The 24,951-nt window shown below is 54.1% G+C and carries 22 protein-coding genes and 1 tRNA gene; 11 read left to right on the top strand and 12 right to left on the bottom strand.

All coding sequences use genetic code 11. The annotated features are described in order from the left end of the window. The first annotated feature begins 173 nt into the window (after positions 1-173). Positions 174-584, top strand: a complete 411-nt coding sequence (locus tag OU789_RS03510; RefSeq protein WP_263953830.1) for a DUF983 domain-containing protein — start codon at positions 174-176, stop codon at positions 582-584. Here the strand turns inward: OU789_RS03510 and OU789_RS03505 are convergent. After that, positions 581-1,735, bottom strand: coding sequence for an alpha-D-ribose 1-methylphosphonate 5-triphosphate diphosphatase (locus OU789_RS03505; RefSeq protein ID WP_274653364.1), 1,155 nt, complete (start codon positions 1,733-1,735; stop codon positions 581-583). The genes OU789_RS03510 and OU789_RS03505 overlap by 4 nt on opposite strands. A gap of 205 nt (positions 1,736-1,940) precedes the next feature. Between OU789_RS03505 and OU789_RS03500 the strand changes: the two genes are divergently transcribed. Beyond that, on the top strand, positions 1,941-2,618 hold the full coding sequence (locus tag OU789_RS03500) for an NUDIX hydrolase (RefSeq protein WP_274653362.1): 678 nt from the start codon (positions 1,941-1,943) through the stop codon (positions 2,616-2,618). Positions 2,619-2,634: 16 nt separating this feature from the next. Here the strand turns inward: OU789_RS03500 and OU789_RS03495 are convergent, their stop codons facing one another. Genes OU789_RS03495 through OU789_RS03485 form a run of 3 tightly spaced genes read right to left on the bottom strand, consistent with a single transcriptional unit; the run spans position 2,635 to position 5,183 of the window. Next, positions 2,635-3,543 (bottom strand): DMT family transporter, encoded by a 909-nt coding sequence (locus OU789_RS03495; RefSeq protein ID WP_274653360.1) that lies wholly within the window; start codon positions 3,541-3,543, stop codon positions 2,635-2,637. Positions 3,544-3,585: 42 nt separating this feature from the next. Further along, entirely contained in the window at positions 3,586-4,116 is a 531-nt protein-coding gene (locus OU789_RS03490) for a 3-hydroxyacyl-CoA dehydrogenase NAD-binding domain-containing protein (RefSeq protein WP_274653358.1), read from the bottom strand. A 17-nt stretch (positions 4,117-4,133) separates the two neighbouring features. Further along, positions 4,134-5,183 carry an aldo/keto reductase gene (locus tag OU789_RS03485; RefSeq protein WP_274653357.1) on the bottom strand — a complete coding sequence of 350 codons (1,050 nt, stop codon included), beginning with the start codon at positions 5,181-5,183 and terminating at the stop codon, positions 4,134-4,136. Between the two features lie 107 nt (positions 5,184-5,290). On the opposite strand from OU789_RS03485, the gene OU789_RS03480 reads away from it, so the two are divergent. Next, a complete protein-coding gene (locus OU789_RS03480; protein WP_274653355.1) occupies positions 5,291-5,902 on the top strand; it encodes an ImuA family protein in 612 nt (203 codons plus the stop codon). Positions 5,903-5,949: 47 nt separating this feature from the next. On the opposite strand, the gene OU789_RS03475 is transcribed toward OU789_RS03480, so the two are convergent. Then, positions 5,950-6,035 (bottom strand) — tRNA-Leu (locus tag OU789_RS03475). A 119-nt stretch (positions 6,036-6,154) separates the two neighbouring features. Next, the gene (locus OU789_RS03470; protein ID WP_263953837.1) at positions 6,155-6,619 is read right to left on the bottom strand and encodes an Lrp/AsnC family transcriptional regulator; all 465 of its coding nucleotides are present in this window, start codon (positions 6,617-6,619) and stop codon (positions 6,155-6,157) included. Positions 6,620-6,727: 108 nt separating this feature from the next. Here OU789_RS03470 and putA point away from each other — a divergent pair, with 108 nt between their 5' ends. Together putA and OU789_RS03460 are read left to right on the top strand one after the other, a co-directional pair. After that, positions 6,728-10,123 (top strand): bifunctional proline dehydrogenase/L-glutamate gamma-semialdehyde dehydrogenase PutA, encoded by a 3,396-nt coding sequence (gene putA / locus OU789_RS03465; RefSeq protein ID WP_274653352.1) that lies wholly within the window; start codon positions 6,728-6,730, stop codon positions 10,121-10,123. A 39-nt stretch (positions 10,124-10,162) separates the two neighbouring features. Continuing rightward, positions 10,163-10,909 (top strand): rhomboid family intramembrane serine protease, encoded by a 747-nt coding sequence (locus OU789_RS03460; protein WP_274653351.1) that lies wholly within the window; start codon positions 10,163-10,165, stop codon positions 10,907-10,909. Positions 10,910-10,962: 53 nt separating this feature from the next. Here the strand turns inward: OU789_RS03460 and OU789_RS03455 are convergent, their stop codons facing one another. Continuing rightward, on the bottom strand, positions 10,963-11,748 hold the full coding sequence (locus OU789_RS03455; protein WP_263953840.1) for an inositol monophosphatase family protein: 786 nt from the start codon (positions 11,746-11,748) through the stop codon (positions 10,963-10,965). Positions 11,749-11,820: 72 nt separating this feature from the next. Next, positions 11,821-12,738, bottom strand: a complete 918-nt coding sequence (locus OU789_RS03450) for a LysR family transcriptional regulator (protein ID WP_263953841.1) — start codon at positions 12,736-12,738, stop codon at positions 11,821-11,823. 94 nt (positions 12,739-12,832) lie between these two features. On the opposite strand from OU789_RS03450, the gene metF reads away from it, so the two are divergent. The 3 genes from metF (at position 12,833) to OU789_RS03435 (ending at position 14,686) form a co-directional block, all read left to right on the top strand. Then, positions 12,833-13,720, top strand: coding sequence for a methylenetetrahydrofolate reductase [NAD(P)H] (metF, locus tag OU789_RS03445; RefSeq protein ID WP_274653348.1), 888 nt, complete (start codon positions 12,833-12,835; stop codon positions 13,718-13,720). An 81-nt stretch (positions 13,721-13,801) separates the two neighbouring features. Further along, positions 13,802-14,281 (top strand): PaaI family thioesterase, encoded by a 480-nt coding sequence (locus OU789_RS03440; protein WP_274653346.1) that lies wholly within the window; start codon positions 13,802-13,804, stop codon positions 14,279-14,281. A gap of 18 nt (positions 14,282-14,299) precedes the next feature. Continuing rightward, positions 14,300-14,686, top strand: coding sequence for a GFA family protein (locus OU789_RS03435; RefSeq protein WP_274653344.1), 387 nt, complete (start codon positions 14,300-14,302; stop codon positions 14,684-14,686). Here OU789_RS03435 and OU789_RS03430 read toward each other — a convergent pair. Together OU789_RS03430 and OU789_RS03425 are read right to left on the bottom strand one after the other, a co-directional pair. Continuing rightward, complete coding sequence (locus OU789_RS03430; RefSeq protein WP_274653342.1) at positions 14,683-15,783, bottom strand: DUF2235 domain-containing protein; 1,101 nt, start codon at positions 15,781-15,783, stop codon at positions 14,683-14,685. The two genes, OU789_RS03435 and OU789_RS03430, sit on opposite strands and share 4 nt — an antisense overlap. Next, positions 15,767-18,064, bottom strand: coding sequence for a xanthine dehydrogenase family protein molybdopterin-binding subunit (locus OU789_RS03425; protein WP_274653340.1), 2,298 nt, complete (start codon positions 18,062-18,064; stop codon positions 15,767-15,769). The genes OU789_RS03430 and OU789_RS03425 overlap by 17 nt, the downstream gene beginning before the upstream one ends. Positions 18,065-18,254: 190 nt before the next feature. On the opposite strand from OU789_RS03425, the gene OU789_RS03420 reads away from it, so the two are divergent. From OU789_RS03420 to OU789_RS03410, 3 genes are all read left to right on the top strand, one after another. Beyond that, a complete protein-coding gene (locus OU789_RS03420) occupies positions 18,255-18,686 on the top strand; it encodes an Lrp/AsnC family transcriptional regulator (protein WP_274653338.1) in 432 nt (143 codons plus the stop codon). A gap of 80 nt (positions 18,687-18,766) precedes the next feature. Beyond that, positions 18,767-21,622, top strand: a complete 2,856-nt coding sequence (locus OU789_RS03415) for a valine--tRNA ligase (protein WP_274653336.1) — start codon at positions 18,767-18,769, stop codon at positions 21,620-21,622. Between the two features lie 101 nt (positions 21,623-21,723). Beyond that, complete coding sequence (locus OU789_RS03410) at positions 21,724-22,836, top strand: pyridoxal phosphate-dependent aminotransferase (protein WP_274653334.1); 1,113 nt, start codon at positions 21,724-21,726, stop codon at positions 22,834-22,836. Here OU789_RS03410 and OU789_RS03405 read toward each other — a convergent pair. Together OU789_RS03405 and OU789_RS03400 are read right to left on the bottom strand one after the other, a co-directional pair. Next, positions 22,833-24,032, bottom strand: coding sequence for a pyridoxal-phosphate-dependent aminotransferase family protein (locus tag OU789_RS03405; protein WP_274653333.1), 1,200 nt, complete (start codon positions 24,030-24,032; stop codon positions 22,833-22,835). The two genes, OU789_RS03410 and OU789_RS03405, sit on opposite strands and share 4 nt — an antisense overlap. Positions 24,033-24,213: 181 nt before the next feature. Beyond that, the gene (locus OU789_RS03400) at positions 24,214-24,906 is read right to left on the bottom strand and encodes a TIGR04283 family arsenosugar biosynthesis glycosyltransferase (RefSeq protein ID WP_274653331.1); all 693 of its coding nucleotides are present in this window, start codon (positions 24,904-24,906) and stop codon (positions 24,214-24,216) included. Positions 24,907-24,951: the final 45 nt, after the last annotated feature.

Below are 24,951 nucleotides of genomic sequence, written 5' to 3'. Positions count from 1 at the left end.
ATGTTGTCACAAGCCGTCTCTCAGCTCGTGATCTGTAAATAAAACGCGTGGGGTTCGGAATTCCGTCGCCTGAAATCGAATTATTTTGCGACATCGCGCCGCAAGGACAGATTGCCCACTGTTCATCTGCAGCAGGCATTGGCAAATATAGAGGCGCGAACAAGGACAACATCATGCAAAACACTGCTACAGACAGAACCGGCACAGACACCGACCGGCCAGTCAAACAGGCGATCATGCGTGGCTGGAAGCGAAAATGCCCCAACTGCGGGTCTGGCCCAATTCTGATGAGCTACTTAAAAGTACGCCCGAATTGCGCCGTCTGTAACGAGGAGCTTTATCACCAGCGCGCGGACGACGGGCCTGCGTATCTGACAATCCTGGTTGTTGGACACATCATGGCGCCGCTCCTTCTGGCGGTCTTCACTGCCTATCAACCAGATCCGTTTATTCTCGCAGGCGCCTTCTCCGTTGGCTGCGTTGCGCTCTCGCTCTATCTGCTCCCCCGCTTCAAAGGGGCGATGATCGGGATTCAATGGGCCAAGAGGATGCATGGTTTCGGCACCGGCAGCGGACAAAACTAGCCGCAACGGTCGCCATTCGCCCATACCGCTCGAATGACGGGTGCATCAAGGACTTTGCCAAACCGGATGATGTCCGCTCGTTTTCCCTGCGCAAGTACACCACGATCATCCAAACCGACTGCAAGTGCAGGAGCTTTCGTCACGGTTGCCAACGCGCGCGGCAGATCATCCCACATATCGGCAAGCTGCAAAGCGCCAAGAAGCAAAGATGCCGGTACATAGTCAGACGAAAGAATATCAACGCGGTTTAGGTCGGCGAGTTCGGAGGCCGCGACATTTCCGGAATGCGACCCGCCGCGCACTAAGTTGGGTGACCCCATGATGACCGAGATATTTTGGTCCGCGCAAGCATGCGCCGCTTCGACGGTCGTTGGAAACTCGGCAATTGTCACACCATGTTTGAATGAGGCCTCAACCTGCTCGCGTGTCGTATCATCATGGCTCGCCAGCGTTGCGCCGTAACGTTTCGCAGCACGAACAGTCGCCTCTTCATGTTTAGCGCCAATGGTATCACGCAGACCTTTAAGAAAGTCGATATACTCGCCAAATGTGTCTCGCGACAAACCGTTCTTGCCGCAGACGTAATCCTCGAATTTCTTTAGGTCGCTGAATTGCCGCTGCCCAGGCGTGTGATCCATCAAAGAAACAATTCCGACGCGATCATCTGGCCCGAACTCCTCCAACTCTTCTAGCAGTGTCTCAGAACAGACTTCCGCACGAAGATGAATATGGTGGCTTATCCCAAGAGCACCCGCATCGCGCATAGATAGGATTTCGTCGGCCATCTGGCGGGCATATTTACCATAGCGTTTTTTGCTCAAGTCAGACGTGATAGATCCCACGCGGATCGCATCAAATACGGTGGTTATCCCTGCCCCTGCAAGCTCGCGGTCATGCGCAACAATCGCGGCACGGTGCGGCCAATCAACTTTTGGGCGGGGCGTCATATGGCGTTCGAGGTTGTCAGTGTGAAGCTCAATGAGGCCAGGAGCTAGGAAGTCTTCATCACAATCTATCGCGCCTGAAATCTGCGAACGGCCTTGGGTGATCTCTTTGATCTCAGTTCCCGCGATCGTAAGCGTGCCATAAATCACCTCTTCGTCCAGAATGATATTTGCGTTCGTCAGAACTGTTTCGGGTCTTTGCGTCATGTCTGGCGGCCTTTTGCAGCAAAGGTCTTTGAACTCGAATGCCGAGTCAGCGGGTGGAGTGTGGCTTGTTTTGAACGGATTGTTTACCCCCGAGTTGCGGATTTTCACGCTTGGGGCCGAGCTAGGTTAGCGGCAAGACATTGAACTGCGATATGCAAGCCTATAGCGTTGCGGTTGCGCGCAAGAACAACACCAAAGGCTCACCATGAACTCTCCCGTAATTCGCGACGCTGCTTCGCTTATCTTGCATCGCAATATCTCCGGCGCCGTACATGTCTTAATGGGGCAACGCGGACAAAAAGCAGCGTTTATGCCGAACAAATTCGTGTTTCCCGGCGGAGCGGTTGATTTGGATGACGTAAATATTCCGCTGATGCAGCCAATGGAACCTGCGTGCCAAGAACAGCTTCTTCATGACTGCGCGCCAGAACTGGCTCGTGCTTTGCCTGTGGCGGCAATTCGGGAACTCTGGGAGGAAGCGGGCTTGATACTGGGCTCCAAGGCCGAGTGGAAAACCCCACCCAAAGATTGGGAAACCTATGCGCAGCGCGGCTATCGCCCTTCCGCAGAAGGATTCAGATTTGTGTTTCGCGCAGTGACTCCGATTGGCCCCAAACGAAGATTTGATGCGCGGTTCTTTCTTGTGGATGCCGAAAATCTCGAGAGCGATCCCGATGATTTCAGCGCCGCCTCGGACGAGCTTTCCCACCTACAATGGATTGAGCTGTCTAATGCGCGGAGTTTTGATTTACCATTCATAACCGAAGTCGTGCTTGCCGAAGTTGAGAAACATCTGAAAACGGGTGTGCGTCCTTCCGAGGTCCCTTATTTTAAGGCAACCGACAAACGCAACATTTTCACGCGCATTCCGTCGGTTGAATAACAATGCGGGTATTTCGTTAGGCCAGCAGCACCAACAGCAAGATTGATCCCGTTAACAACAGCATTGCGACAATCTCTCTCGTAGCTGCTTCTTCCTTAAAGAAAACCGTACTTGCTATGAAGCTGAACAAAAGCTCGATCTGTCCCAAGGCTTTGACATAGGCCGCGTTTTGCAATGTGAAGGCCGTGAACCAACCGAGCGAGCCCGCCATTGATGTTAGACCAACCAGGCCGGAAACGCGCCAACTGCGCAGAACACGTGTGATCTCGCCGCTTTCCCGAAAATAGAGCCAGATGGCCATGGCAACGGTTTGGCTACTCGTGACCACGGCCAATGTAAAACAGGACCGCGCAAAAAACGGCACATCAAGCCCCAGAGACAAAGAGGCTCCCCGATACCCGATTGCGGAACATGCAAAGAGAATTCCAGATAAAAGTCCCAACCCGGCAGCGGGCGTAAACATGCGCTCAATCCAATTACGGTCATTATCACCAGGGGCTTTCGAAAGAAGGATAACCCCGGTGAAGCCAATCAGGATCGCTCCCAAGCCCCATGCAGATATCCCTTCGCCTAAAACAACAAAGCCCAATAATGCGGTCTGCAAGACCTCGGTCTTCTTGAAGGTGATCCCCACAGCAAAACTGCGATAAGAGAAAATCGCAACAACACACATGGTCGCCAAAATTTGACCGAGGCCACCAGTAAGGGCCATAAACCAGAACCGTGCGTTCGGGTCCGGCATTGGTGTTTCGGAAAGGCGCAGATAGACTATGAGAAGCAGCGCGACCAACGGCGCAGAATAGAGAAATCGTGAAAAGGTTGCTCCGGCCGTTGAAAGCTCCGTCGCTTTCAAGTGCTTTTGCAGCATAAACCGCAGATTTTGTGCAAATGCGGCAGCGATTGTAATCGGGATCCAGATATTCATATCACCTGATGCCCGAGCATCCGTACCCTGTCTAGGTTTTGTTTACCGGCCGGAATTAATCTCGGTTTCAAGGCCGAGTTCCTGTAGGAATGTTGCCGCTTGCGCTAAGAACTTCGGATTGGTTTTCACGCCACCCAATACCGCAACTTTCGGGTTTGAGAAGCCGTAAGACATCGGCCGCACAACCAGCACAAATTTGGGACGCACTGCGCAGGCTTGTATTTCATGCGCACCAAGTGTTTCGGTTGAGGATGCGATAACTGCCTCTGTTGGGCAGGTAACCTGAACTTTCTGATAAATCTTGCGCTTTAGATCAAGTCGGTCCGGAGCGCTTTCCTGAATCCAGAGCGCGCCCTCTACCGTATCAGAAAGCGTTTGATGAACGGACAGACGTGATAGTCCGTTTTCATAACCCGGTTCGCTATCGGCAAGCTGCCCAACCAGTTTTTGCAGTTGATCGGTCGCGCCAGTGTCCGGGTCGAAAACGCGCACCGACCAGCCCGCACGCAAGAATAGCAGAGCCCAATTGCGCCCTACTTTTCCGCATCCGATGATCGCTGCGCGTTTTTCCAAATTCAATTTCCTCTCGATTAGACCGGCATCGGGAATTCACGATATGCTTCTTTGATATCGCGTAGAACCTCATCGCTCAATTCAACAGCGTCCGAACCTAGGGCAATCTCCAGCTGTTCCACGGATGTCGCGCCAAAGATTGGCGAGATAGGGAATGGCCGTGTCATGCACCACGCAATCGCCATCTGCGACGGGTCCAAATCGTGTTTGCGCGCAATATTCAAATAAGCCTCAACCGCTGGCCATACTTTTGGCGTTACACGTCCACCCAAATCGCCATTCAAATCAAGGCGAGACCCTTTCGGAATTGTTTCACCGCCATCATACTTGCCGGTCAACAATCCGCACCCGAGCGGGGAATATGCCAACAGAGTCACATCTTCGTTGACACAAAGCTCCGCCAGATCGGTGTCGAACAAGCGGCAAAGAAGCGAATATTCGTTCTGGATGGTTTGCATGCGCGGTGCGGAAAGCTCATCCGCTAGGCGAAGCCATTGCGCCGTGCCCCATGCGCTTTCGTTGGAAAGGCCGAACTCCCGAACCTTGCCTGCCTTTTGCAACTCGTCCATTGCGCGCAGCACATCAGCCATATGATCGAGCGTTTCTTGGCGATTTTGGCCACTCGCGTCAAAGTCCCAATACTGACGGAAGTGATACGAGCCACGGTTTGGCCAGTGGATTTGGTAAAGATCAATCACATCTGTCTGTAGACGCTTGAGCGAAGACTCAACCGCTGCTTTCATTGTCTCGCCGGTGATGGGTTGGTCCTCACGGACAAATCGGCCGTTCAAGCCCGCGATTTTGGTCGCAATAACCCAATCGTCGCGGCGGTTCCGGTTCTTGGCGATCCATGTGCCGATAATGCTCTCTGTGTCCCCGACCGTCTCTTTCGATACCGGATTCACAGGATACATTTCAGCGGTATCCATAAAGTTGATGCCCTGCTCGGCGGCATAGTCGATTTGCGCGTGCCCTTCGGCTTCGGTGTTTTGTGTGCCCCACGTCATTGTGCCGAGGCAAAGCTGCGTCACCTCAATATCACTGCGTCCCAGTTTGATCTTTTTCATCGTGCGTCCTGTTGTTCTTTTGCGTTCACCATAACTTAGGGGCATTCAACGGGGGAACAAGGGGAAAATCAGTTGAGAACAAAATGAGAACATGATAAATTTCGCTTATGTCCACCCCCCTCCTGACTCGTAAGAAGAATCGTCCGGTGCAGGGCATTTCGTTTCTGGATGACTTGTCGCTGACACCATGCCGCGCTCATGAAATCTGCGGCAGCGCCCGTAAGACATTGGCGCTTATAATTGCGCGCGCAACCGAGGGTCCTGTATTCTGGGTTCATCCTCGGTGGGACAATGAGCAGCTCAATCCCGCTGGCGTTCTGGAGTTTATTGACCCATCCCGCCTTGTTTTGGTGGCAACCCCCAACACCGGAGATTTGCTTGGCAGCATCGAAGAAGTGCTGCGCGCAGGTGTTGTGCCACTTGTGGTTGGCTTGCTGCCGGAACTCCCTGGCTTGACCGCGGTACGCCGCCTGCATCTGGCCGCCGCCGCTGGCGCCAAAGATCACAGCACCCGCCCGCTTGCCTTGTTGCTCACGTCCGGCAATGGCGGTGCACAAGGCTGTGAAACGCGATGGTTCATGGAGCAGGATTACAGAACCGATTCCGCGGGGTGGCATCTCGAACGTCGCCGCGCACGTATGGCGCCACCAAAAGCATGGCACGTCACGCGGCGCCAAAACGATTTCACGTTGGAACCCGCACAATTGCGCATGTATTAAGCGGTACAAAGCCCTGACATTGGGCACAAACTATTCTGAAACAAAGGTGGTAGGGGCGACGGGACTCGAACCCGTAAGCCATTTCCGGCGAGGGATTTTAAGTCCCTTGTGTATACCATTCCACCACGCCCCCAAAAGCCGCAAGCGGCTCGATTTGGCCAACAAGTGGCACAAGATTGCATGCGTGTCCAGAGCCCAACCCATCGTAATCGCACTCAGTTAAACTTGCATCGAGCAACGTCGGAAAAACGCCTAGGATTGCCAACGCCCGCCCTCTTTCACAGCCTGCATCGCAACATGCGTACTTGTGTGCGACACAAAAGGAAGCGCGGAAATACGACCACCAAGAACATCACGATAATCTTTCATGTCATGGGTCCGCACTTTCAACAGATAATCAAACTGGCTCGCCAGCATATAACACTCTTCCACCTCTGCGATTTGACGAACTGCTTCGTTGAAAGCGGTGAGTGCCGCCTCGCGAGTATCAGTTAGGCGCACCTCTACAAAGGCAACGTGATCTCGCCCAAGCTTGATTGGATCAAGAACAGCGCGGTAGCCAGAGATAATCCCTTCGCTCTCCAGTCGCTTTACCCGAAGCTGCGTTGGCGTCTTTGACAACCCTATGCGCTTTGCAAGATCGGTAATGCTGATCCGTCCGTTTGCACTGAGAACGGATAGTATTTTCTCATCGAAGGAATCCAAGTCTTGCATCATTCACTCCACAACGCGGTAAAAATTTGGGCAAAATTTCTACATTTCAAGAAAATATAGAGAATATCTCCAAAAGCAACATGGCATAATTAGGAAAACGAAAGGCACGCCATGTCTGATCTCTCCCAACTGCGCCAAAACATCGTAAACGCTACATACGCCGACGAGCACGCTACCCTCGCCAGTTTGCGCGACATTGCGGACCTAAGCGAAGAGGCGCGTAAGCTGATTTCCATGGAAGCCGCCCAAACTGTGCGCAGGCTTCGGGCGTCGTCCAAACCGGGGTTGATGGAAGTCTTCCTTGCTGAATACGGCCTTTCAACAGAAGAAGGCGTAGCGCTTATGTGTTTGGCAGAGGCACTTCTGCGTGTGCCAGATGCGCCCACCGTGGACGCGCTCATCGAAGATAAGATCGCCCCGTCCGATTGGGGTAAGCACCTTGGTAAAGCCGCTTCCTCTCTTGTGAACGCTTCCACTTGGGCGCTCATGCTCACGGGCCGAGTTCTCGAGCCGACGGACAAGAGCATAGCCGGCGTTTTGCGCGGCGCAGTTCAGCGTTTGGGCGATCCGGTCATTCGCGTTGCCGTTAAGCGCGCAGTAAAGGAGATGGCCCGCCAATTCGTTCTTGGGGAAACCATCGAAGGCGCAATGGAGCGCGGACAGGCGATGGTCGATAAGGGGTATCGCTATTCTTTCGACATGCTCGGCGAAGCGGCCCTGACCGAAGCGGACGCCAAGATGCATTTCAACCACTACGCCAACGCAATCACCGAGATCGGCGTGCAGGATGACCCGATCAGTGGCGCAGGAATTTCGGTCAAGCTCTCGGCAATTTTTCCACGCTACGAACCCGCGCAAGAAGCCCTGGTAATGACGAAACTTCTGCCCCGTGTGCGCACCTTGGCGAATATGGCGAAAACCAACAACATGGGCTTCACCATCGACGCAGAGGAAGCCAATCGTCTGGATCTATCCCTCAAAATCATCGAAGCCCTGCTGCGCGATCCTGATCTTGCAGATTGGGACGGGCTGGGCGTTGTGGTGCAGGCCTATGGACAGCGCGCGCGCCACGTTATCGATTGGCTCGCTGCGCTTTGCGAGGAACAGGATCGTAAGATCACTCTGCGGTTGGTCAAGGGCGCATATTGGGACAGCGAGATCAAGCACGCTCAAGAGCTTGGCCTTTCTGCGTTTCCGGTTTTCACATCCAAATCCGCGACAGACATTTCCTACATAGCCTGCGCCAAACGGTTGTTGTCTTACAATGACCGCATCTTCGCGCAGTTTGCCACGCACAATGCCCACACGATCACTGCAATTCGCCATATCGCACCGCCGAGCGCGAAATTCGAGTTTCAACGCCTACACGGGATGGGCGAAGCACTTCATGACCTGACCCGCGACGACTTCGGCACAGATTGCCGTATTTATGCGCCCGTCGGCACGCATCGCGATTTGTTGGCATATCTCGTGCGGCGGCTCTTGGAAAATGGCGCCAATAGTTCATTTGTGAATCAGGTGGTCGACGAGGACGTTCCTCCCGAAACAGTCGTTGCTGATCCGTTTGAAGCTGAAGCTGCACCGGCCCTGACCAAGGGCACCGAGTTATTTGAACCAGAACGGAAAAACTCGGCGGGTATCGATCTTGACTTTGCACTCGCATCAAACGAGCTGCTGCGCCACCGTGATGAATTCATGCAGAAAACCTATACGTTCGGCGTTGGTTCTAACGACGAAGCGGCTCACTCCCTCAATCCATTCGATCCAAACGATTGTGTTGGGCATGTTCACGAGTCCAGCCCCTCTGACATCGAGAATGCACTCAAGCAAGCCGAGCTTTGGGACGCGCCCGCTTCTGAGCGTAAGCAAACACTCGATCGCGCAGCCGCGCTTTTCGAGGAAAACACAGCCGAAATATTCGCATTGCTATGCCGTGAGGCGGCGAAAACCATTCCGGACAGTTTAGCCGAACTTCGCGAAGCCGTGGATTTTTTGCGCTACTATGGCGCGCAAGCGTTGTCTCATACGAACCCGCCCGTTGGGACCTTCACCTGCATTTCGCCATGGAATTTCCCGCTGGCCATCTTCACAGGACAAATCGCGGCGGCTCTCGCGACAGGCAACGCAGTATTGGCAAAGCCCGCTGAAGACACGCCTCTCATTGCTGCCTATGCCGTTGATCTACTGCATAAAGCGGGCGTGCCAGAAAACGTTCTGCAATTTATACCTGGCCAAGGAGCCACCGTAGGGGCGGCACTTGTTTCTGACTCACGCGTGGATGGCGTTTGCTTTACTGGCTCAACAGCCACCGCTCTACGCATCCGCTCTGCAATGGCCGAAAACCTCGCCCCGGGTGCGCCTCTAATAGCAGAAACCGGCGGGCTGAACGCGATGATTATCGACAGCACAGCGCTCCTTGAGCAAGCTGTTACTGATGTTATTGCAAGCGCCTTCCAATCCGCGGGGCAACGGTGCTCTGCTCTAAGGTGCGTCTATGTTCAGGAGGAGGTCGCGGAACGCTTCACCAAAATGCTTACGGGCGCTATGGATTTGCTTTCATTGGGGAATCCCTCCCTACTGCAAACCGATATCGGCCCTGTTATTAACCTAGCCGCACAACAGAAAATCCAGAGCTATGTTGCCGCTGCCAGATCGGAGGGGCGTATTATCAAAGAGCTTCCGGCGCCGTCAGTCGGCCATTTCGTGGCACCGGTATTGATATCGACCCCACTTGGCGTAAAGCAAATGGAAGAGGAGATCTTTGGGCCAGTATTACATCTTGCGACATTCAAATCCGGTGCAATTGATGAGGTATTGGACGCAGTCAACGCAAGCGGCTACGGCCTGACCTTCGGGTTGCACAGCCGGATCGACTCCCGAGTAGCCGAAGTGCAAGAAAAGCTTCACGTCGGAAACATTTATGTAAACCGCAATCAGATTGGTGCGATCGTAGGAAGCCAACCCTTCGGTGGCGAAGGTCTTTCGGGAACTGGACCGAAGGCGGGCGGACCGAACTATCTTGCGCGTTTCACTTCGCATGCAGCTCCGATCATTGAGGACGCCGAGGAGTTTGAACCAATTGAAACCGTGCAAACAAAAATCAATGTTGCCAAAGTAAGCACATCAATCGATCTTCAAATCCTCCCTGGCCCAACGGGCGAAGCGAACACACTTACCGCTTCGCCTCGCCCACCTGTTTTGTGTCTCGGACCGGGGATAGAGGCGCAAAAGGCCCAAGCAGAGGCCGTAGAAGCCTTAGGTGGCATTGCAGTTGCTGCAACGGTGCAACCCGCCGATCTTTCCGAACTCACAGGTTTTTCAGGCGCAATTTACTGGGGCCAAAATGCACGACCTTACGTGAAGGCGCTTGCGTCTCGGTCCGGTCCGATATTGCCGCTTATCACCGGACACCCCGATGCTGGGCATGTTTTGCACGAGCGCCACCTCTGTGTTGATACAACCGCCGCAGGCGGAAACGCCGCATTGCTGGCGGGACAGACACCGTAAAGCGCTTGACGGACAGTCGCGGTTGGGCAATCTGGCACTATGTTTCCTATCCGCGATCACAACCCGTCACAGCGAACACCATTTGTCACTTATGCATTGATCGCGATAAATATCGTGGTCTTCCTGTCATACTGGCAATACCTTGACGACCCTCGCGTGATTAACGCGTTTTTCTGGCGTTGGGCCATGGTGCCACAGTTTGTTTTTGACGGCGCACAACTTCATACCCCTATAACCAGCATGTTTCTGCACGGAAGTTTCATGCATCTTGCAGGGAATATGCTTTTTTTGTGGGTGTTTGGCGACAATATGGAAGACGCGATGGGGCATATGGGCTTCCTCGCATTTTACCTTTTTGGCGGAATTGTAGCTGGGTTTTCGCACGCGTTTGCCGATCCGAGCTCAGTAATCCCGATGGTCGGGGCTTCGGGCGCAATCGCGGCAGTCATGGGCGGGTATCTATTGCTCTATCCCAAAGCTCGCGTTGATGTTTTGTTTATCTTTATTGTGTTTTTTCGCATCTTCCCGATCCCTGCTTGGATCGTGCTTGGCGTGTGGTTCGGGCTGCAAGTTTTTAACGGATTCACAGCGGATTTGAACACAAGCGGCGTCGCATTCTGGGCTCATGCTGGTGGATTTGTGGCTGGTGTCATTATGACCGCACCGCTCTGGCTTCGCCTCGGAGCCACGAAATTCTGGGAGCGCAATGATGGCCATGCCCCACACCCAGAAACGGAATACAAACTTTCCAAAAGCTCTATTCCGCGTGTCACGCGTCGGAAATAGACACAAAAAAGGCGCGGCCAAAGCGCGCCTTCATTCAATTGTGTTCACGCAGTTTAGCCGCGAATGATCTTGGCAAAGCTGTCAAAGACCGGCTCGTTTGCACAGATTACCGCGCCACTCTCAAGGATATTATTTTCTGGCTCAAGCGGTTCAACAAGGCCGCCCGCTTCACGCACCAACACAAGACCAGCTGCCATATCCCATGGCTTCAGGCGTCGTTCCCAGAAGCCGTCATACCGACCAGCAGCCACATAAGCGAGATCAAGCGCCGCAGCACCCCAACGGCGCACTCCTGCACACGCAGGAAGAATACGCGCCAGATCCTGCAGTGTTTCAGGCAGATCTGCGCGCCCAGCGAACGGAAGGCCGGTTGCATAGATCGTTTCGATCATACGATGACGTCCTGAAACCCGAATACGGCTTTCGTTCATCCAAGCGCCCTGCCCTTTTTCTGCAAAGAATGTTTCATCTTTAGTCGGGTCATAGACAACACCGGCAACAATCTCGCCTTTGTGCTCAAGCGCAACAGAGACAGCCCAATGCGGCAAGCCATGCAGGAAGTTTGTGGTGCCATCGAGCGGATCAACAATCCAACGACGTGTTGGATCTGTTCCGGGAATCTCTTCGCTTTCCTCGGCCAGCCACCCATAAGTCGGGCGCGCACCCATAAGGTCTTCTTTGAGGATCGCTTCCGCAGAAATATCAGCTTTTGACACGAAGTCTCCGGCGCCCTTCACGGAAACCTGCAGGTTCTCTACTTCGCGAAAATCCTTGGCGAGGCTGCGGCCTGCACGGCGGGCGGCTTTCACCATAATGTTGAGATTTGCACTGCCGATCATAGGGACACTCCTTGTTACGCCCGCGCATATACGCGCGGCACTGCCATTTGCCAAGAGCAAAGGGGGTTTTCGTTACGGCGAAGGCATTCCTCGCTGAAGTTTCACCGGCTCGGTCCGTGCCAATCGAATAAGATTGGACATATAAGGCTTGGCCGCGTCATCCGTACGAACGGCGGCATAGAGCCGTTTGGTTTTTCCGTCTTTGCCCAAGGGCCGCGTGACGTAATCGGAATTGTAACGAACTTCACGTACAACCCAATCCGGCAAAACTGCGACCCCACGATTTGAAGCAACGAGCAGAAGAATAACTGCTGTAAGCTCAACCTGACGAACAGCAAGCGGTTCGACCTTCGCGGGTGTCAGAAGCTCAGTGAACACGTCAAGCCGCGAGCGGTCCACCGGGTAGGTAATCAGCGTTTCTCCGCGAAAATCCTCGGCTTCGATGTAATCTTTCTTCGCAAGCGGGTGGTTCACCGAGGCAAGAAAAACGGGTTCGTAGTCAAAAAGGGGGTAGAATTCAACGCCTTCCAGCTTCTCTGGGTCCGAAGATACCACGAGATCAACACCCTCTTTCTGCAATGCAGGTAATGCATCAAATGCAAGTCCCGGGCGGATATCGACGTCAACATCGGGCCAAGCCTTGCGGAATTCTTCCAACACCGGAAACAGCCATTCAAAGCAAGCGTGGCACTCGATCGCGATATGAAGTCGGCCGCTTTTGCCAGACAGGAGCCCTGCGAAATCCGCCTCAAGTGCTGCGACTTCGGGCAAAACCTTCTCCGCAAGCCGCAAGAGTTTCATCCCCGCAGCAGACAGCCGCAAAGGTTTGGAACGGCGCACAAAAAGCTCCACGCCAGCCTGATCCTCAAGCCCTTTGACTTGGTGGCTCAGCGCCGATTGCGTGATGTTCAGCACATCCGCCGCGCGCGCCAAACCGCCCGCCTCGTGAATTGCTTTTATTGTGCGTAGATGTCGGAACTCCAAGTGCATTATGCACGCGCCTCATATTAATCTTGAGAATTATGAATTTGTTTCACAAATGGAGATATGTGACAAGGGGCCAGCAAACAAGGATAGAATCGCAATGACCGCCGCCACGACCGCCCCGAAAACACCACGCATCTCTTTCGAGTTTTTCCCACCACAGTCGCTTGAAGCGTCATTTCGGCTTTGGGACACTGTGCGCGCGCTCGCGCCTCTGGCGCCGAGTTTTTCGTCGGTCACTTATGGCGCTGGCGGCACAACTCGTGATCTGACACACGAAGCGGTTGCCACGATCCACAAGAATTACGGCCTGAACGTCGCTGCGCACCTGACATGTGTTGACGCAACGCGCGAAGAAACGCTGAAAATCGCCAATTCCTACGCTGAAGTTGGTGTGAAAGAGATTGTCGCCCTGCGTGGTGATGCACCAAAAGGCGCAGACAAATTCACGCGGCACCCCGAAGGGTTCGCGGATGCCTGTGAACTGATCGAAGCACTGGCCGACATAGGAAAATTCAAAATTCGCGTTGGAGCATATCCAGAGCCGCACCCCGATGCGCCAAATGCCCAAGCCGATGTTGACTGGCTGAAACGCAAAATTGACGCTGGAGCAGATTCCGCGATTACGCAGTTCTTCTTCGAAGCCGATACGTTCTTCCGTTTCCGTGATCGTTGCGAGAAAGCCGGAATTGATGCGCCAATCATTCCAGGCATCCTCCCAATCCAAAGTTGGGCCGGCACCCAAAGGTTTGCAGCGCGTTGCGGCACGTCTGTTCCAAGCTGGGTTGCCGATGCGTTTGAGAAGGCAGAGCGCGATGATCGCACAGAGCTTCTCGCTACTTCGCTCTGCACGGAATTGTGCAGCGAACTGATCGACGGGGGCGTCGAAGATTTGCACTTCTATACGCTCAACCGCCCAGAACGGACACGCGACGTGTGCCATGCACTTGGCATTACACCAGAAGCGTCGCTCGAAAACGTCGCGTAACCGACTTTTCGCGGCTTTCCATTTCGTTGTTCCACACCTACGCTTCCTTTCAACTACATTGAGAATTGAAGGGGGAGCGATATGAGCCAGTCGCCCATAAAAGTATCGAGCACCGAGGACATCCTCTCGATGTCAGGGCTTGAATACATGCAAGAAATGCTTGCTGGAAATGTAAGCCCACCGCCGATATCCGGCGTGATGAACTATCGCATTGTCGAAGTCTCCGAAGGCAATGTTGCCTTTCGCGGAACCCCGCTTCATGACCACCGCAATCCATGGGGCGCTGTACATGGCGGCTGGTACGGCACGATCCTGGATACTTGTATGGGCTGTGCCGTGATGACAATGCTGCCCAAGGGGTCCGCCTATACAACACTGGAATACAAGGTGAATATCACCCGCTCTATTCCGCTTGGAATGGAGGTCGAAGCTCGCGGGACAAGTCAACACGCAGGGCGGTCCACCGGTATTTCCAGAGGTGAAATTCGCGGAGTCGAAGATGGTAAACTCTACGCCACGGCCTCAACGACTTGCCTTGTCATGACGCCCAGCAAATCATAACGGCAAAAGGACATTCAGATGGCACACACCGGTTCTTGCCTTTGCGGCGCAATTACCTTTGAGATTTCAGGAGCCCTAACCGCTCCCGACGCATGTCATTGCACAATGTGCCGCAAGACCTCTGGTCATTTCTGGGCATCGACCGACATAGACAAATCCGCGCTCAACATCACGGATGCCTCCTCGCTCAAGTGGTTTCAATCCTCCGCGAAAGTCAGACGCGGATTTTGCGAGACATGTGGTTCAAGTCTGTTTTGGGAGCCTTTGAACAACTCAGGCAAAATTGCGGTTGCTATGGGCGCGATAGATCACCCCACAGAAATTAAGTTGGGCATGCATATCTTCACGGCCGAAAAAGGGGACTATTATGACATCAAAGATGGATTGCCCCAAAACGCGACCTAAGCCTCTATTTGAGACGTTTGCTCCGGTTTGATTTCAGGTTTCGCCGCCTGCCGCAACTCCAATGCAAGCTTATGGTCTTCTGGCACTGTCTCGTGAACGCGCTCCGAAATATCTCGCCCAATCACACGAGTACTGCGGGCGACGAAAAGCATGCCCCAGCCCCGCGTTGACCCGACAGAGGGCGCGTCTGGATCACAGTCGATGGTTGCGCGCCACCCCTCTGGCATGGTCAGCCCGACAGCTTCAGCCTTCTCCAACATCCAAACCAGTGGGATATTCGCAAGCGGGCGTGCAGCCTCAAATCCACTAAGTTGACCGCCGATATCGCCATGAGTTCCACGGAACCACATCTGCTCAACATCACCGTGCCAGTCCGGAGGGCACGACCAGAGAACAGGCGCAAAAGCAGACCGATTTTCATCCAGCGCCAGCGCATGGTACCCGTGCTTTACGGCCCTACCGAGCTTGTGGTTGTGGAACGCGTGTTTCGGCTCTGTCAGTCGCCAAAGAAACGGAAGCCGCATGCCCAGCGCTTTTACCGTATCCCAAACACCAACCATCTGAATATCGACTTCTGTTCGGCAATAGGCCGCTTGAAACTCCTCGATCGCACGAGAATGCCTTGGCCCTTGATACAATCGATATGCGGTTCGAATATTCCGCACAGTGGCGTGCTCTGGTTTGAGCAAACCAACGCGATCAATGACTCCGGCAAGGCTTCTTACCGCGAATGCCCCGCGTGAATACCCGAAGAGGAAAATCTTGTCGCCTGTGTGATACCTGCTAGCAAGGAAACCGTAAGCTCCGCGAATTTGACGGTTAATGCCGCGCCCTTCCAACACGTCACGCGTATTGCGCCAGCTTCGCCATTGAACTCCGGACGCGTAGCGTAAATTTGGCCGGACTTGCGCAGGCAACGAGCAGAGCATTTTGTATAATCGGCCGGCGTTTGTTTCGTGCCCTTCATCAAGGCTCGACATCGTGCCATCCAGAATGATCACATGCGTAACTGGCCCGCGCTGTAGTGTTCTTGGTGTCTGCTCGCGCCCGCCACCAAACCCAATCCAATTCCTGAGTCTGTTAAGAAGCCGCGCCATTTGCGTCCTGAAGCATCTGCCACACTCGGCTTGGCGTGAATGGCATATCTGTTTTACGCACGCCACGTTCCCAAAGAGCATCTTGAACAGCATTCGCAACGGATGCCATTGAACCAACTGTTCCTGCTTCGCCGCAACCCTTCATTCCCATCGGGTTTGCTGTGCTTGGCGTACCTTCGGTTGTGAAATCAACGAATGGCATATCATCGGCACGCGGCATGGCGTAATCCATAAAGCTTGCCGACAGAAGCTGCCCGTCGTCATCATAGACCACCTGCTCTGTGAGTGCCTGCCCCAGCCCCTGCGCAACACCGCCGTGGATTTGGCCCGCAACAAGCATCGGGTTGATAAGGTTGCCAAAATCATCCGTCACTGTGTAGCGGACAACATCGACTTTACCGGTCTCCTCGTCAACCTCAACCTCTGCCACGTGCGCGCCATTCGGGTATGAGCGCCCAGGAATCTCTGCTGTCGCAGAGAAGCTCAACAAGTCCTTTCGGCCATCTGCCATCGCCATCGCAGCAGCTTCAAGCATGGTTGGAGCAAGGTTCGACCCTTCCGCACGAAAGCTCACGTCATCAAACTTTACGGCCTCTTCATCGACGCCCATTTTCTCGGCAAGGTAAGGGCGGTAAGCTGCGACGATCTTTGTAACCGCAGCGAGTGTCACGTGTGTTTGCACCGTCACAGAGCGCGAACCGCCTGTACCGCCACCGCGCGCGATCAAATCGCTATCGCCTTGAACAACTTTGATCTTGTCGGCGGGAATTCCCGTCTGGTCCGACAGGAACTGCGCATAGACTGTTTCATGCCCTTGCCCATTGCTTTGAGTACCCACGTATATGCTCGCGGTGCCGTCCTCGTGAAATTCGACTTTTGCGTCTTCCGACGGATCACCGAGGATACTCTCGATGTAGTAGCAAAGCCCCATGCCACGAAGTTTCCCGCGGCTGGCACTTTCCGACTTACGTGCGGCAAAACCGTTGAGGTCGCATTCCTTCTCAACTCGATCAAGAACACGCTCAAAATCGCCAACGTCATATAGCTCACCCGTCGCCGACCGATAGGGGAACTGATCTTTGGGGATAAAGTTTTTGCGCCGAAGCTCCCAAGGATCAACGTTAAGTTCGCGCGCTGCGGTATCTATCGTACGCTCAAGCGCAAAGATCGCTTCAGGTCGACCAGCGCCACGATACGCATCGACCTGCGTGGTATTGGTAAAGATGCCCTTCACCGCATGGAACGTTGTGGTGCAGTCGTACGTGCCCATCAGGACTTTGGCGAAAAGCTCGGTCTGGATCGGCTGTGCGAAGTTCGAATTATAGGCACCAAGGTTGTTTACGGTTGTCACGCGATAAGCGAGGATCTTGTGGTTCTCGTCAAAAGCAAGCTCGCAGGTCGATACAAGATCGCGGCCTGCATTATCTGTCAGAATACTCTCTGATCGATCTCCCATCCAACGCACAGGTACACCCAACTCACGAGCGGCGGCGGCGGCAACGAAATACTCCGGATACGGCATGGCTTTCATGCCAAATCCACCACCCACGTCGGGATTTGTGACCCGGATATCGTCTTCGTTCATCTTTAGAATTCGTTTGATTTGAGCCTTGTAAGGCCACACACCCTGCCCGTTGACCGAAAGGTGAATGCGCTGCCCGTCAAACTCGGCAAAACACCCGCGCGGCTCGAGCGAGTTCACGATGATACGGTTATCAACAACCTCGCAACTCACATGGTGCGCTGCTTTTGCAAACGCCTCTTCCGTGGCCGCTTCGTCGCCCATCGCCCAGTCATAGGCAACATTGTCCGGCGCCTCTTTATGCAAGGGCTCACCCCCGGCGCACACTTTGACATGTGCGGGTAATTCTTCGTAATCAAACTCAATAGCTTCCGCCGCATCGCGGGCCTGTTCGAGCGTTTCTGCCACGACAACCGCTACCGGCTCACCAACAAATCTGACTCGACCCTTGGCTAGAAGCGGCCGCATTGGATCAGCGCCTTTGCTCCCGTCGCGGTTTTTTACAACCGTACAGGCAAGCGTCGCGTCTAGCCCCATTGCCTCAAGCTCTGCCATGCTCAGGACGAGTTTAACCCCATCCATTTCTCTGGCATCTTCGAGGTTCAGCTCGGTAATCTCCGCATGGGCAACCGGCGAGCGCAAGAAATAGGCATGCAAAGCACCCTCTGGCGTGATGTCATCAACATATCGACCCTGCCCTGTCAGAAACCGGATATCCTCTGTTCGCTTAACAGACTGACTTTTACCAAATTTATCCATCGAAACTCGCCTCTTCCCTGTCCGCATGATCGGGCATCCTCAGCCATAGACCTTAACTCCGCCAGCCTCACTGTCCAGCAGGTTTTGCAAATATCCGAGTAACCTCGCATGCCGCAAAACTTGACAAGTCGCCAAGCCTAGCGCCTTAAATTGTCTGCGAACATTCTCGCCGGCAACCGATGAAACCCAGATGGATGCACTCGATCGAACCTTGATCTCGGAGCTTAGCACAGATGCACGGATTTCCGTTGCCCACTTGGCGCGCAAACTCGGCGTGGCGCGTAGTACCATTCAAACACGCATCGAAAAGCTGGAGGAAAACGGCACGATCGCCCGTTACACAATCCAACTGGGCGACACCTCAAACATCGGCAAAATCTCTACAACCGTTCTCGTTGATGTCGAGCCGAACGCGCTACCCGATATTCTGAAGGCTTTGGAAAAGATCGCCGAGGTCAAACGCATTCACACGACCAGTGGCCGTTTTGATCTCATGCTTTGGGTAATCGTCGACACACCCCCAAACCTCGATGCGGTCATCGACAAAATCGCTGCGATCACCGGTGTTCGTCGCTCCGAGAGCCTAATTCACCTGTCTACCAAGCTGGATCGCGCCACTTAATTCATCGCGCCCCCTTTCCCTTGCGCCCTCTATTGGGTATGGCAACGAGAACCAGATTTATCCGAACCGAGGGCCCTGAAATGGCGATGGAAAAAACATTCAACGCGGCAGAAGCCGAAAGCCGCCTGTATGAAAAATGGGAAGAGGCTGGCGCGTTCAAAGCGGGCGCAAACGCCAAGCCCGGTGCTGAAACCTTTTCCATCATGATCCCGCCGCCCAACGTGACCGGCTCGCTCCACATGGGCCACGCGTTTAACAACACGCTTCAGGATATTCTTGTGCGTTGGCACCGGATGCGCGGCTTTGATACGCTCTGGCAACCGGGGCAAGACCACGCAGGCATCGCCACACAGATGGTTGTCGAACGCAAACTCGCCGCAGAAAACCAGCCCTCCCGCGCGGAGCTTGGCCGCGAGAAATTCCTGGAGAAAGTCTGGGAGTGGAAAGAGCAATCCGGCGATACGATCATCAACCAGCTTAAACGCCTCGGCGCGACCTGCGACTGGTCTCGCAACGCCTTTACCATGGACGACAATTTCCAGCACGCCGTGCGCAAAGTATTCGTCGACATGTACAACAAAGGGCTGATCTATAAAGGCAAACGTCTCGTTAACTGGGATCCGCACTTTGAGACGGCCATTTCCGATCTCGAAGTCGAGAACATCGAAGTTGCGGGCCATATGTGGCATTTCAAGTATCCGCTCGCAGGTGGCGAAACTTATGAATATGTCGAGAAGGATGAAGACGGAAACGTAACCCTGAGCGAGACTCGCGATTACATTTCTATTGCCACGACCCGTCCTGAAACCATGCTCGGTGATGGCGCGGTTGCGGTTCATCCTGATGATGCGCGTTATGCGCCAATCGTTGGCAAGCTTTGTGAGATTCCGGTCGGCCCGAAAGAGCAGCGCCGCCTGATCCCGATCATCACTGATGAATACCCCGACATGAACTTCGGCTCAGGTGCGGTTAAGATTACCGGCGCGCATGACTTCAACGACTATCAAGTTGCCAAGCGCAACGACATTCCGCTCTACTCCCTGATGGACACCAAGGGCGCGATGCGTGCAGATGGCCTTGCCTATGCCGACGCAGCAGCCCAAGCCCAAGCCATCGCTGAAGGCGGCGAAGCGCCCGCAGACGTCACTGAAATCAACCTCGTTCCCGAAGAGTACCGCGGTCTTGACCGCTTCGAGGCCCGTAAGAAAGTCATCGCGGACATCACCGCCGAAGGCCTTGCGGTCATGACAACAGAGACAACCAAGGACGAAGACGGAAACGAGCAAGAAGTTCAGGTTCCGTTTGTTGAGAATAAGCCAGTGATGCAGCCGTTCGGCGACCGCTCCAAAGTGGTGATCGAGCCGATGCTAACCGATCAGTGGTTTGTGGACACCGCCCAGATCGTTGAGCCCGCGCTTGAAGCTGTTCGCAATGGCGATACTCAAATCCTGCCCGAAGCCAATGCCAAAGTGTATTTCCACTGGCTAGAAAACATCGAGCCTTGGTGTATCTCGCGCCAACTGTGGTGGGGCCATCAGGTTCCGGTTTGGTATGATGACGAGGGCAACGAATATTGCGCTGCCACCGAAGAAGAAGCCATTGAACTTGCGGGCGGCAAATCCCTAACCCGCGACCCAGACGTGCTTGATACGTGGTTCTCCTCTGGACTCTGGCCCATCGGAACGCTCGGCTGGCCGAACGACACCGAAGAGCTCAAGAAATACTTCCCGACGGATGTACTCATCACAGGGTTTGACATCATCTTCTTCTGGGTTGCCCGCATGATGATGATGCAGCTTTCTGTTGTTGATCAAATCCCGTTCCACACCGTCTATGTCCACGCGCTTGTTCGCGATGAGAAGGGCAAGAAGATGTCAAAATCGGTGGGCAATGTGATTGACCCGCTTGATACAATCGACGAGTTTGGCGCGGATGCGGTGCGGTTTACGCTGACGGCCATGGCCGCGATGGGTCGTGATCTCAAGCTGTCGACAAGCCGCATTCAGGGCTATCGCAACTTTGGCACGAAACTTTGGAATGCCGCTCGATTTGCCGAGATGAATGATTGCGTTCCGAGTAAGGATTTCGATCCAACAGCTGTTAAGCAAACTGTTAACCGCTGGATCATTGGCGAAGCGGCCAAAGCACGTGTTGAGTTTGACGCATCTCTTGCAAACTATCGTTTCAACGATGCCGCAAATGGGCTCTATTTCTTTACGTGGGGCAAGGTTTGCGACTGGTTCGTGGAATTTGCTAAACCCCTACTCAACTCGGATGACGCAGAAATCGTCGCGGAAACACGCGCAACGATGGCTTGGGTTATTGATCAGTGCCTTGTGCTACTACACCCGATCATGCCGTTCATCACCGAGGAGCTTTGGGGCTCGATCACTGCGCGCGACAAGATGCTGATCCATGCGGACTGGCCAACATATGGCGAAGACCTGATTGACGAAGACGCAGACCGCGAAATGAATTGGGTCATCGGCCTGATCGAAGGTATTCGCTCTATCCGCGCGGAAATGCGCGTTCCTGCAGGCGCCAAACTCCCAATGCTGCAAATCGAACTTGATGCAAAATATCAAGATGCCTTGTCGCGCAACGAGGCGCTGATCCTTAAGCTCGCACGCATAGAGAGTATTGCCGCTGTGGATGCCCTGCCAAAAGGCTGCGTCACCATCGCCGTACCGGGCGGAACGTTCGCGCTGCCGATTGCTGACATCATCGACCTTGAGGCTGAAGAAGCGCGCCTGACCAAAGCACTCGGCAAGGTCGAGAAAGAGTTTGGCGGATTGAACGGCCGGCTTAACAACCCGAAATTCGTGGCCAGTGCGCCTGAAGCCGTGGTTGAGGAAAGTCGCGCCCGATTGGCGGAGCTTGAAGAAGAAGCCACCAAACTCAAAGCGGCCAAACAACGCCTCGCAGAACTCGCTTAAGCAATACAAAATCAGTTTCGGGCGGCCTTGGACTTCTCCAGTGGCCGCCCGTTTTGTTTCTGCCACTTGAACACCCTTCAAATCCCGCGATAATCCCCACCATGACAGCACCCAAATCAACCGCCATCGCCCAAACCCTTTCGGCAATCAGCCCCTTTGTCGGGCCGGAAACCAACGAACGTGCACGGGGCAGACCCTTTGCGGCGAGGTTGGGTGCAAACGAAAGTGTGTTTGGCCCCTCGCCCAAGGCAATTGCAGCGATGCAAGATGCTGCCAAAGACGTGTGGATGTACGCGGATGCGGAGTGCTTTGAGCTTCGAAATGCGCTGGCCGACTATCACGGGCTATCCGCGGATAACATTCTAATTGGCGAAGGGATTGATGGCCTGCTGAACTATGTTGTGCGGCTGTTTATCGAACCGGGAGATTGCGTTGTGACCTCGGCTGGAGCCTATCCGACATTCAATTATCATGTCGCCGGATTTGGCGGGAAAATCGAAACTGTTCCGTTCAAGGACGATCACGAAGACCCTGACGCGCTGCTGGATAAAGCCCGCGAATGCGGCGCGAAGCTCGTCTATATTGCAAACCCAGACAACCCAATGGGCTCCTGGCACAACGCGGACGTCATCGAAGATATGATTGCGAGGCTACCTGATGGGTGTTTGCTAATTCTTGATGAAGCTTACATCGAATTCGCGCCTGAAGGCACCGCACCAGAATGGGACATGGATAACCCGCAGGTCTTGCGAATGCGGACCTTTTCAAAGGCGTACGGCATGGCAGGAGCGCGTGTGGGCTATGCCATCGGGCATCCAGATTTGATCCGCGACTTTGGGAAAATTCGCAATCACTTCGGGGCAAGCCGCATCAGCCTTGAAGGTGCAGTTGCCGCTCTCGCTGATCAAGACTATCTGGTGCAGACTAAGGATAACGTTGCACGATCCCGCGATCGAATTGCTGAAGCCGCCAGAGCAAATGGGCTTGAGCCTCTGCCTTCGGCCACGAATTTCGTGACGATTGATTGCGGAAGCGACAGCGCATTTGCCAAGCGCGTTTTGTCGGAACTGATGGAACGGGATATTTTCGTACGGATGCCGTTTAACCCACCGCAAGACCGTTGCATTCGGATTTCGACGGGGCCGGAGCGGGAAATGGAACTGTTCGAAAAAGCCCTACCAAAAGCACTGACTGCTGCGCGCGCCGCAGACTAAGCCTCTGCGATAACCCGCACCGCCGCATCCATCGCGCCACTTCCATGCTGGATGTTGAGCGCCTTTAGGCCAGCGTCAATGCAGCCAATAACTCCGAGCACCATATGCGCATTTACATGCCCCATGTGGCCAATGCGGAAGTGCCCGTGCCACTCCGGCGATCCAGAAGGCGCCATGCCCAGCCCGATCCCAAGGGTTACGCCCAAATTTTCAGTTAAATAATCGCGGAGCGCAGTTGCATTTGGCGCATCAATATTAACAGATGTGACAACAAAGCTGCGAAGGCTTTCATCAGCGATGTTTAACGCGATTGACCCTTCTTTGCCCCATGCTTCGAGAGCAGCCCAAACAGCCCGTGCGAGCGTTTTGTGTCTGGCATAGGCATTCTCGAGACCTTCTTCGTGGACCAGCATCGTCAGCGCCTCTCGGAGCGCAAATAGGTGATGCGTTGGCGCAGTACCAGCGAAGTACTGGTAAAATTCGTCCGGATTCGCGCGCGGGTTCCAATCCCAATACGCCGAGATTTGGTTTAGCCCATTTCGCGCTTCTGCGGCTTTCGGGCCAAAAAACACAAAACCTACGCCTGGCGGTGTCATAAGCCCTTTTTGACTTGCTGCTATCATGACGTCGACGCCCCAATCATCCATCCGGAACTCTTCGCAGCCTAGGCAGGCAATACAGTCAACCATCAACAATGCCGGATGCCCAACCTCGTCGATTGCATCCCTCAACGCCTTAATATCATTGCGAACTGATGTGGAGGTATCAACCTGCACAGTCGTAATCGCCTTGATCTCGCACTCGGTGTCAGCACGAAGGACCTCTTTGATAACTTCGAGATCGTAAGTTGCACTCAACCCGAAATCGAGGACACGTGGGTTAATCCCAATCCTCGCAGCCATCTCGGCCCATCCCGCGCCAAAACGCCCTGTAGCAAGCGCAAGAACAGTCTCTCCTGGTGCCAAAGTGTTTGCGAGTGCGGCCTCCCAAATTCCGTGGCCATTAGCGATATAGATTGCGACGTTATGATTTGTGCCTGCAATTGCCTTAAGATCGGGAACAACGCTAGCCACCAAGTCAACCAACTCACCCGAATATATGTTCGGCGCCGGACGATGCATTGCCTGCAGCACACGGTCGGGCATAACCGACGGCCCAGGAATTGCGAGATAGCTACGTCCGTTTGCGAGGCTCATGTTCGGGTCCTTTGTAAGTACTCCAAATCGGATTACTCACCAAATTTATCGAGGTCAATTGATCTTGAGCCACCTTGCCTCTCTTTGGCATTGCTTTAGGCGAAAACAACAATGCCAGAGCGGTCTTTTGCGGCGAAATCCGTTTTTTATCGCCGCACACACCAATTTAAGAACTTCGATTTCACGAAGAAGATGTGGCTCTATAGCCTTTGGCCAGCTTCTCTGGCGAAGCGCCAAGCAAGTATCGCGTGAGTGTTGTACAGTTGCGCAATACGCGCCGCGTGTACCCATCGCGTTCATAGCGCTCAGCGCTGGTTTCCACAGCATAACCAACAGGTTTGAGCCTGCCCCGCAACGCGCGGGCAATTGCTACGTCTTCCATAAGAGGTTGATCGCGGTAACCGCCAATTTCTTCATACAAAGCCTTAGAAATCAGCAGAGATTGATCACCGTAAGGCAGCCCCATCAGCGACGATCGTAGATTTGCTCCTCGGGCAACAAGTCCTGCCCTGATCCCGACTTGGGCGAACTTGAGCTTGCCGTAACCCGCTTGATCTGGACGCGCGGCAAACGAGCATACCGCCTCAACCCAGCCTGCAGTAAGCTTTGTGTCAGAGTGCAGAAACAGGAGCCATTCGCCATTCGCTGCGTTTGCGCCGCGACGAAGCTGCCCCCCGCGAGACGCAGGGCCAGAAACAATTTCGGCTCCAACATCACGAGCAATTTCGAGCGTTCTGTCGGATGAGCCTCCATCGCTCACGATCACTTCGCGTATGATACCTTGAGCAACACCTTCCATCAGGCTCGCGAGCGTATCCTGAAGCCCTGCTTCGGAATTCAGTGTCGGAATAACAATCGAGAGAGGTGCCCGCATTTTCACGCAATCATTGGATTTGCTTCTGTCCTTTTCACAACAGAT

Origin of the sequence: Halocynthiibacter sp. C4 (assembly GCF_028823805.1) — a bacterium.
GTDB classification, from domain to species: Bacteria; Pseudomonadota; Alphaproteobacteria; order Rhodobacterales; family Rhodobacteraceae; genus Falsihalocynthiibacter; species Falsihalocynthiibacter halioticoli.
This window is presented reverse-complemented; position numbering and strand designations above follow the sequence as displayed.

What these genes read in the sequence shown, in the direction of transcription:
- OU789_RS03420 (WP_274653338.1), top strand. Translation starts at nt 18,255, where the DNA reads ATGGATGCACTCGATCGAACCTTGATCTCGGAGCTTAGCACAGATGCA.
- metF (WP_274653348.1), top strand. Translation starts at nt 12,833, where the DNA reads ATGACCGCCGCCACGACCGCCCCGAAAACACCACGCATCTCTTTCGAG.
- OU789_RS03410 (WP_274653334.1), top strand. Translation starts at nt 21,724, where the DNA reads ATGACAGCACCCAAATCAACCGCCATCGCCCAAACCCTTTCGGCAATC.
- OU789_RS03505 (WP_274653364.1), bottom strand. Translation starts at nt 1,735, where the DNA reads ATGACGCAAAGACCCGAAACAGTTCTGACGAACGCAAATATCATTCTG.
- OU789_RS03470 (WP_263953837.1), bottom strand. Translation starts at nt 6,619, where the DNA reads ATGATGCAAGACTTGGATTCCTTCGATGAGAAAATACTATCCGTTCTC.
- OU789_RS03460 (WP_274653351.1), top strand. Translation starts at nt 10,163, where the DNA reads ATGTTTCCTATCCGCGATCACAACCCGTCACAGCGAACACCATTTGTC.
- OU789_RS03440 (WP_274653346.1), top strand. Translation starts at nt 13,802, where the DNA reads ATGAGCCAGTCGCCCATAAAAGTATCGAGCACCGAGGACATCCTCTCG.
- OU789_RS03430 (WP_274653342.1), bottom strand. Translation starts at nt 15,783, where the DNA reads ATGGCGCGGCTTCTTAACAGACTCAGGAATTGGATTGGGTTTGGTGGC.
- OU789_RS03425 (WP_274653340.1), bottom strand. Translation starts at nt 18,064, where the DNA reads ATGGATAAATTTGGTAAAAGTCAGTCTGTTAAGCGAACAGAGGATATC.
- OU789_RS03480 (WP_274653355.1), top strand. Translation starts at nt 5,291, where the DNA reads ATGTCCACCCCCCTCCTGACTCGTAAGAAGAATCGTCCGGTGCAGGGC.
- OU789_RS03450 (WP_263953841.1), bottom strand. Translation starts at nt 12,738, where the DNA reads ATGCACTTGGAGTTCCGACATCTACGCACAATAAAAGCAATTCACGAG.
- OU789_RS03400 (WP_274653331.1), bottom strand. Translation starts at nt 24,906, where the DNA reads ATGCGGGCACCTCTCTCGATTGTTATTCCGACACTGAATTCCGAAGCA.
- OU789_RS03485 (WP_274653357.1), bottom strand. Translation starts at nt 5,183, where the DNA reads ATGAAAAAGATCAAACTGGGACGCAGTGATATTGAGGTGACGCAGCTT.
- putA (WP_274653352.1), top strand. Translation starts at nt 6,728, where the DNA reads ATGTCTGATCTCTCCCAACTGCGCCAAAACATCGTAAACGCTACATAC.
- OU789_RS03455 (WP_263953840.1), bottom strand. Translation starts at nt 11,748, where the DNA reads ATGATCGGCAGTGCAAATCTCAACATTATGGTGAAAGCCGCCCGCCGT.
- OU789_RS03510 (WP_263953830.1), top strand. Translation starts at nt 174, where the DNA reads ATGCAAAACACTGCTACAGACAGAACCGGCACAGACACCGACCGGCCA.
- OU789_RS03405 (WP_274653333.1), bottom strand. Translation starts at nt 24,032, where the DNA reads ATGAGCCTCGCAAACGGACGTAGCTATCTCGCAATTCCTGGGCCGTCG.
- OU789_RS03500 (WP_274653362.1), top strand. Translation starts at nt 1,941, where the DNA reads ATGAACTCTCCCGTAATTCGCGACGCTGCTTCGCTTATCTTGCATCGC.
- OU789_RS03415 (WP_274653336.1), top strand. Translation starts at nt 18,767, where the DNA reads ATGGCGATGGAAAAAACATTCAACGCGGCAGAAGCCGAAAGCCGCCTG.
- OU789_RS03435 (WP_274653344.1), top strand. Translation starts at nt 14,300, where the DNA reads ATGGCACACACCGGTTCTTGCCTTTGCGGCGCAATTACCTTTGAGATT.
- OU789_RS03495 (WP_274653360.1), bottom strand. Translation starts at nt 3,543, where the DNA reads ATGAATATCTGGATCCCGATTACAATCGCTGCCGCATTTGCACAAAAT.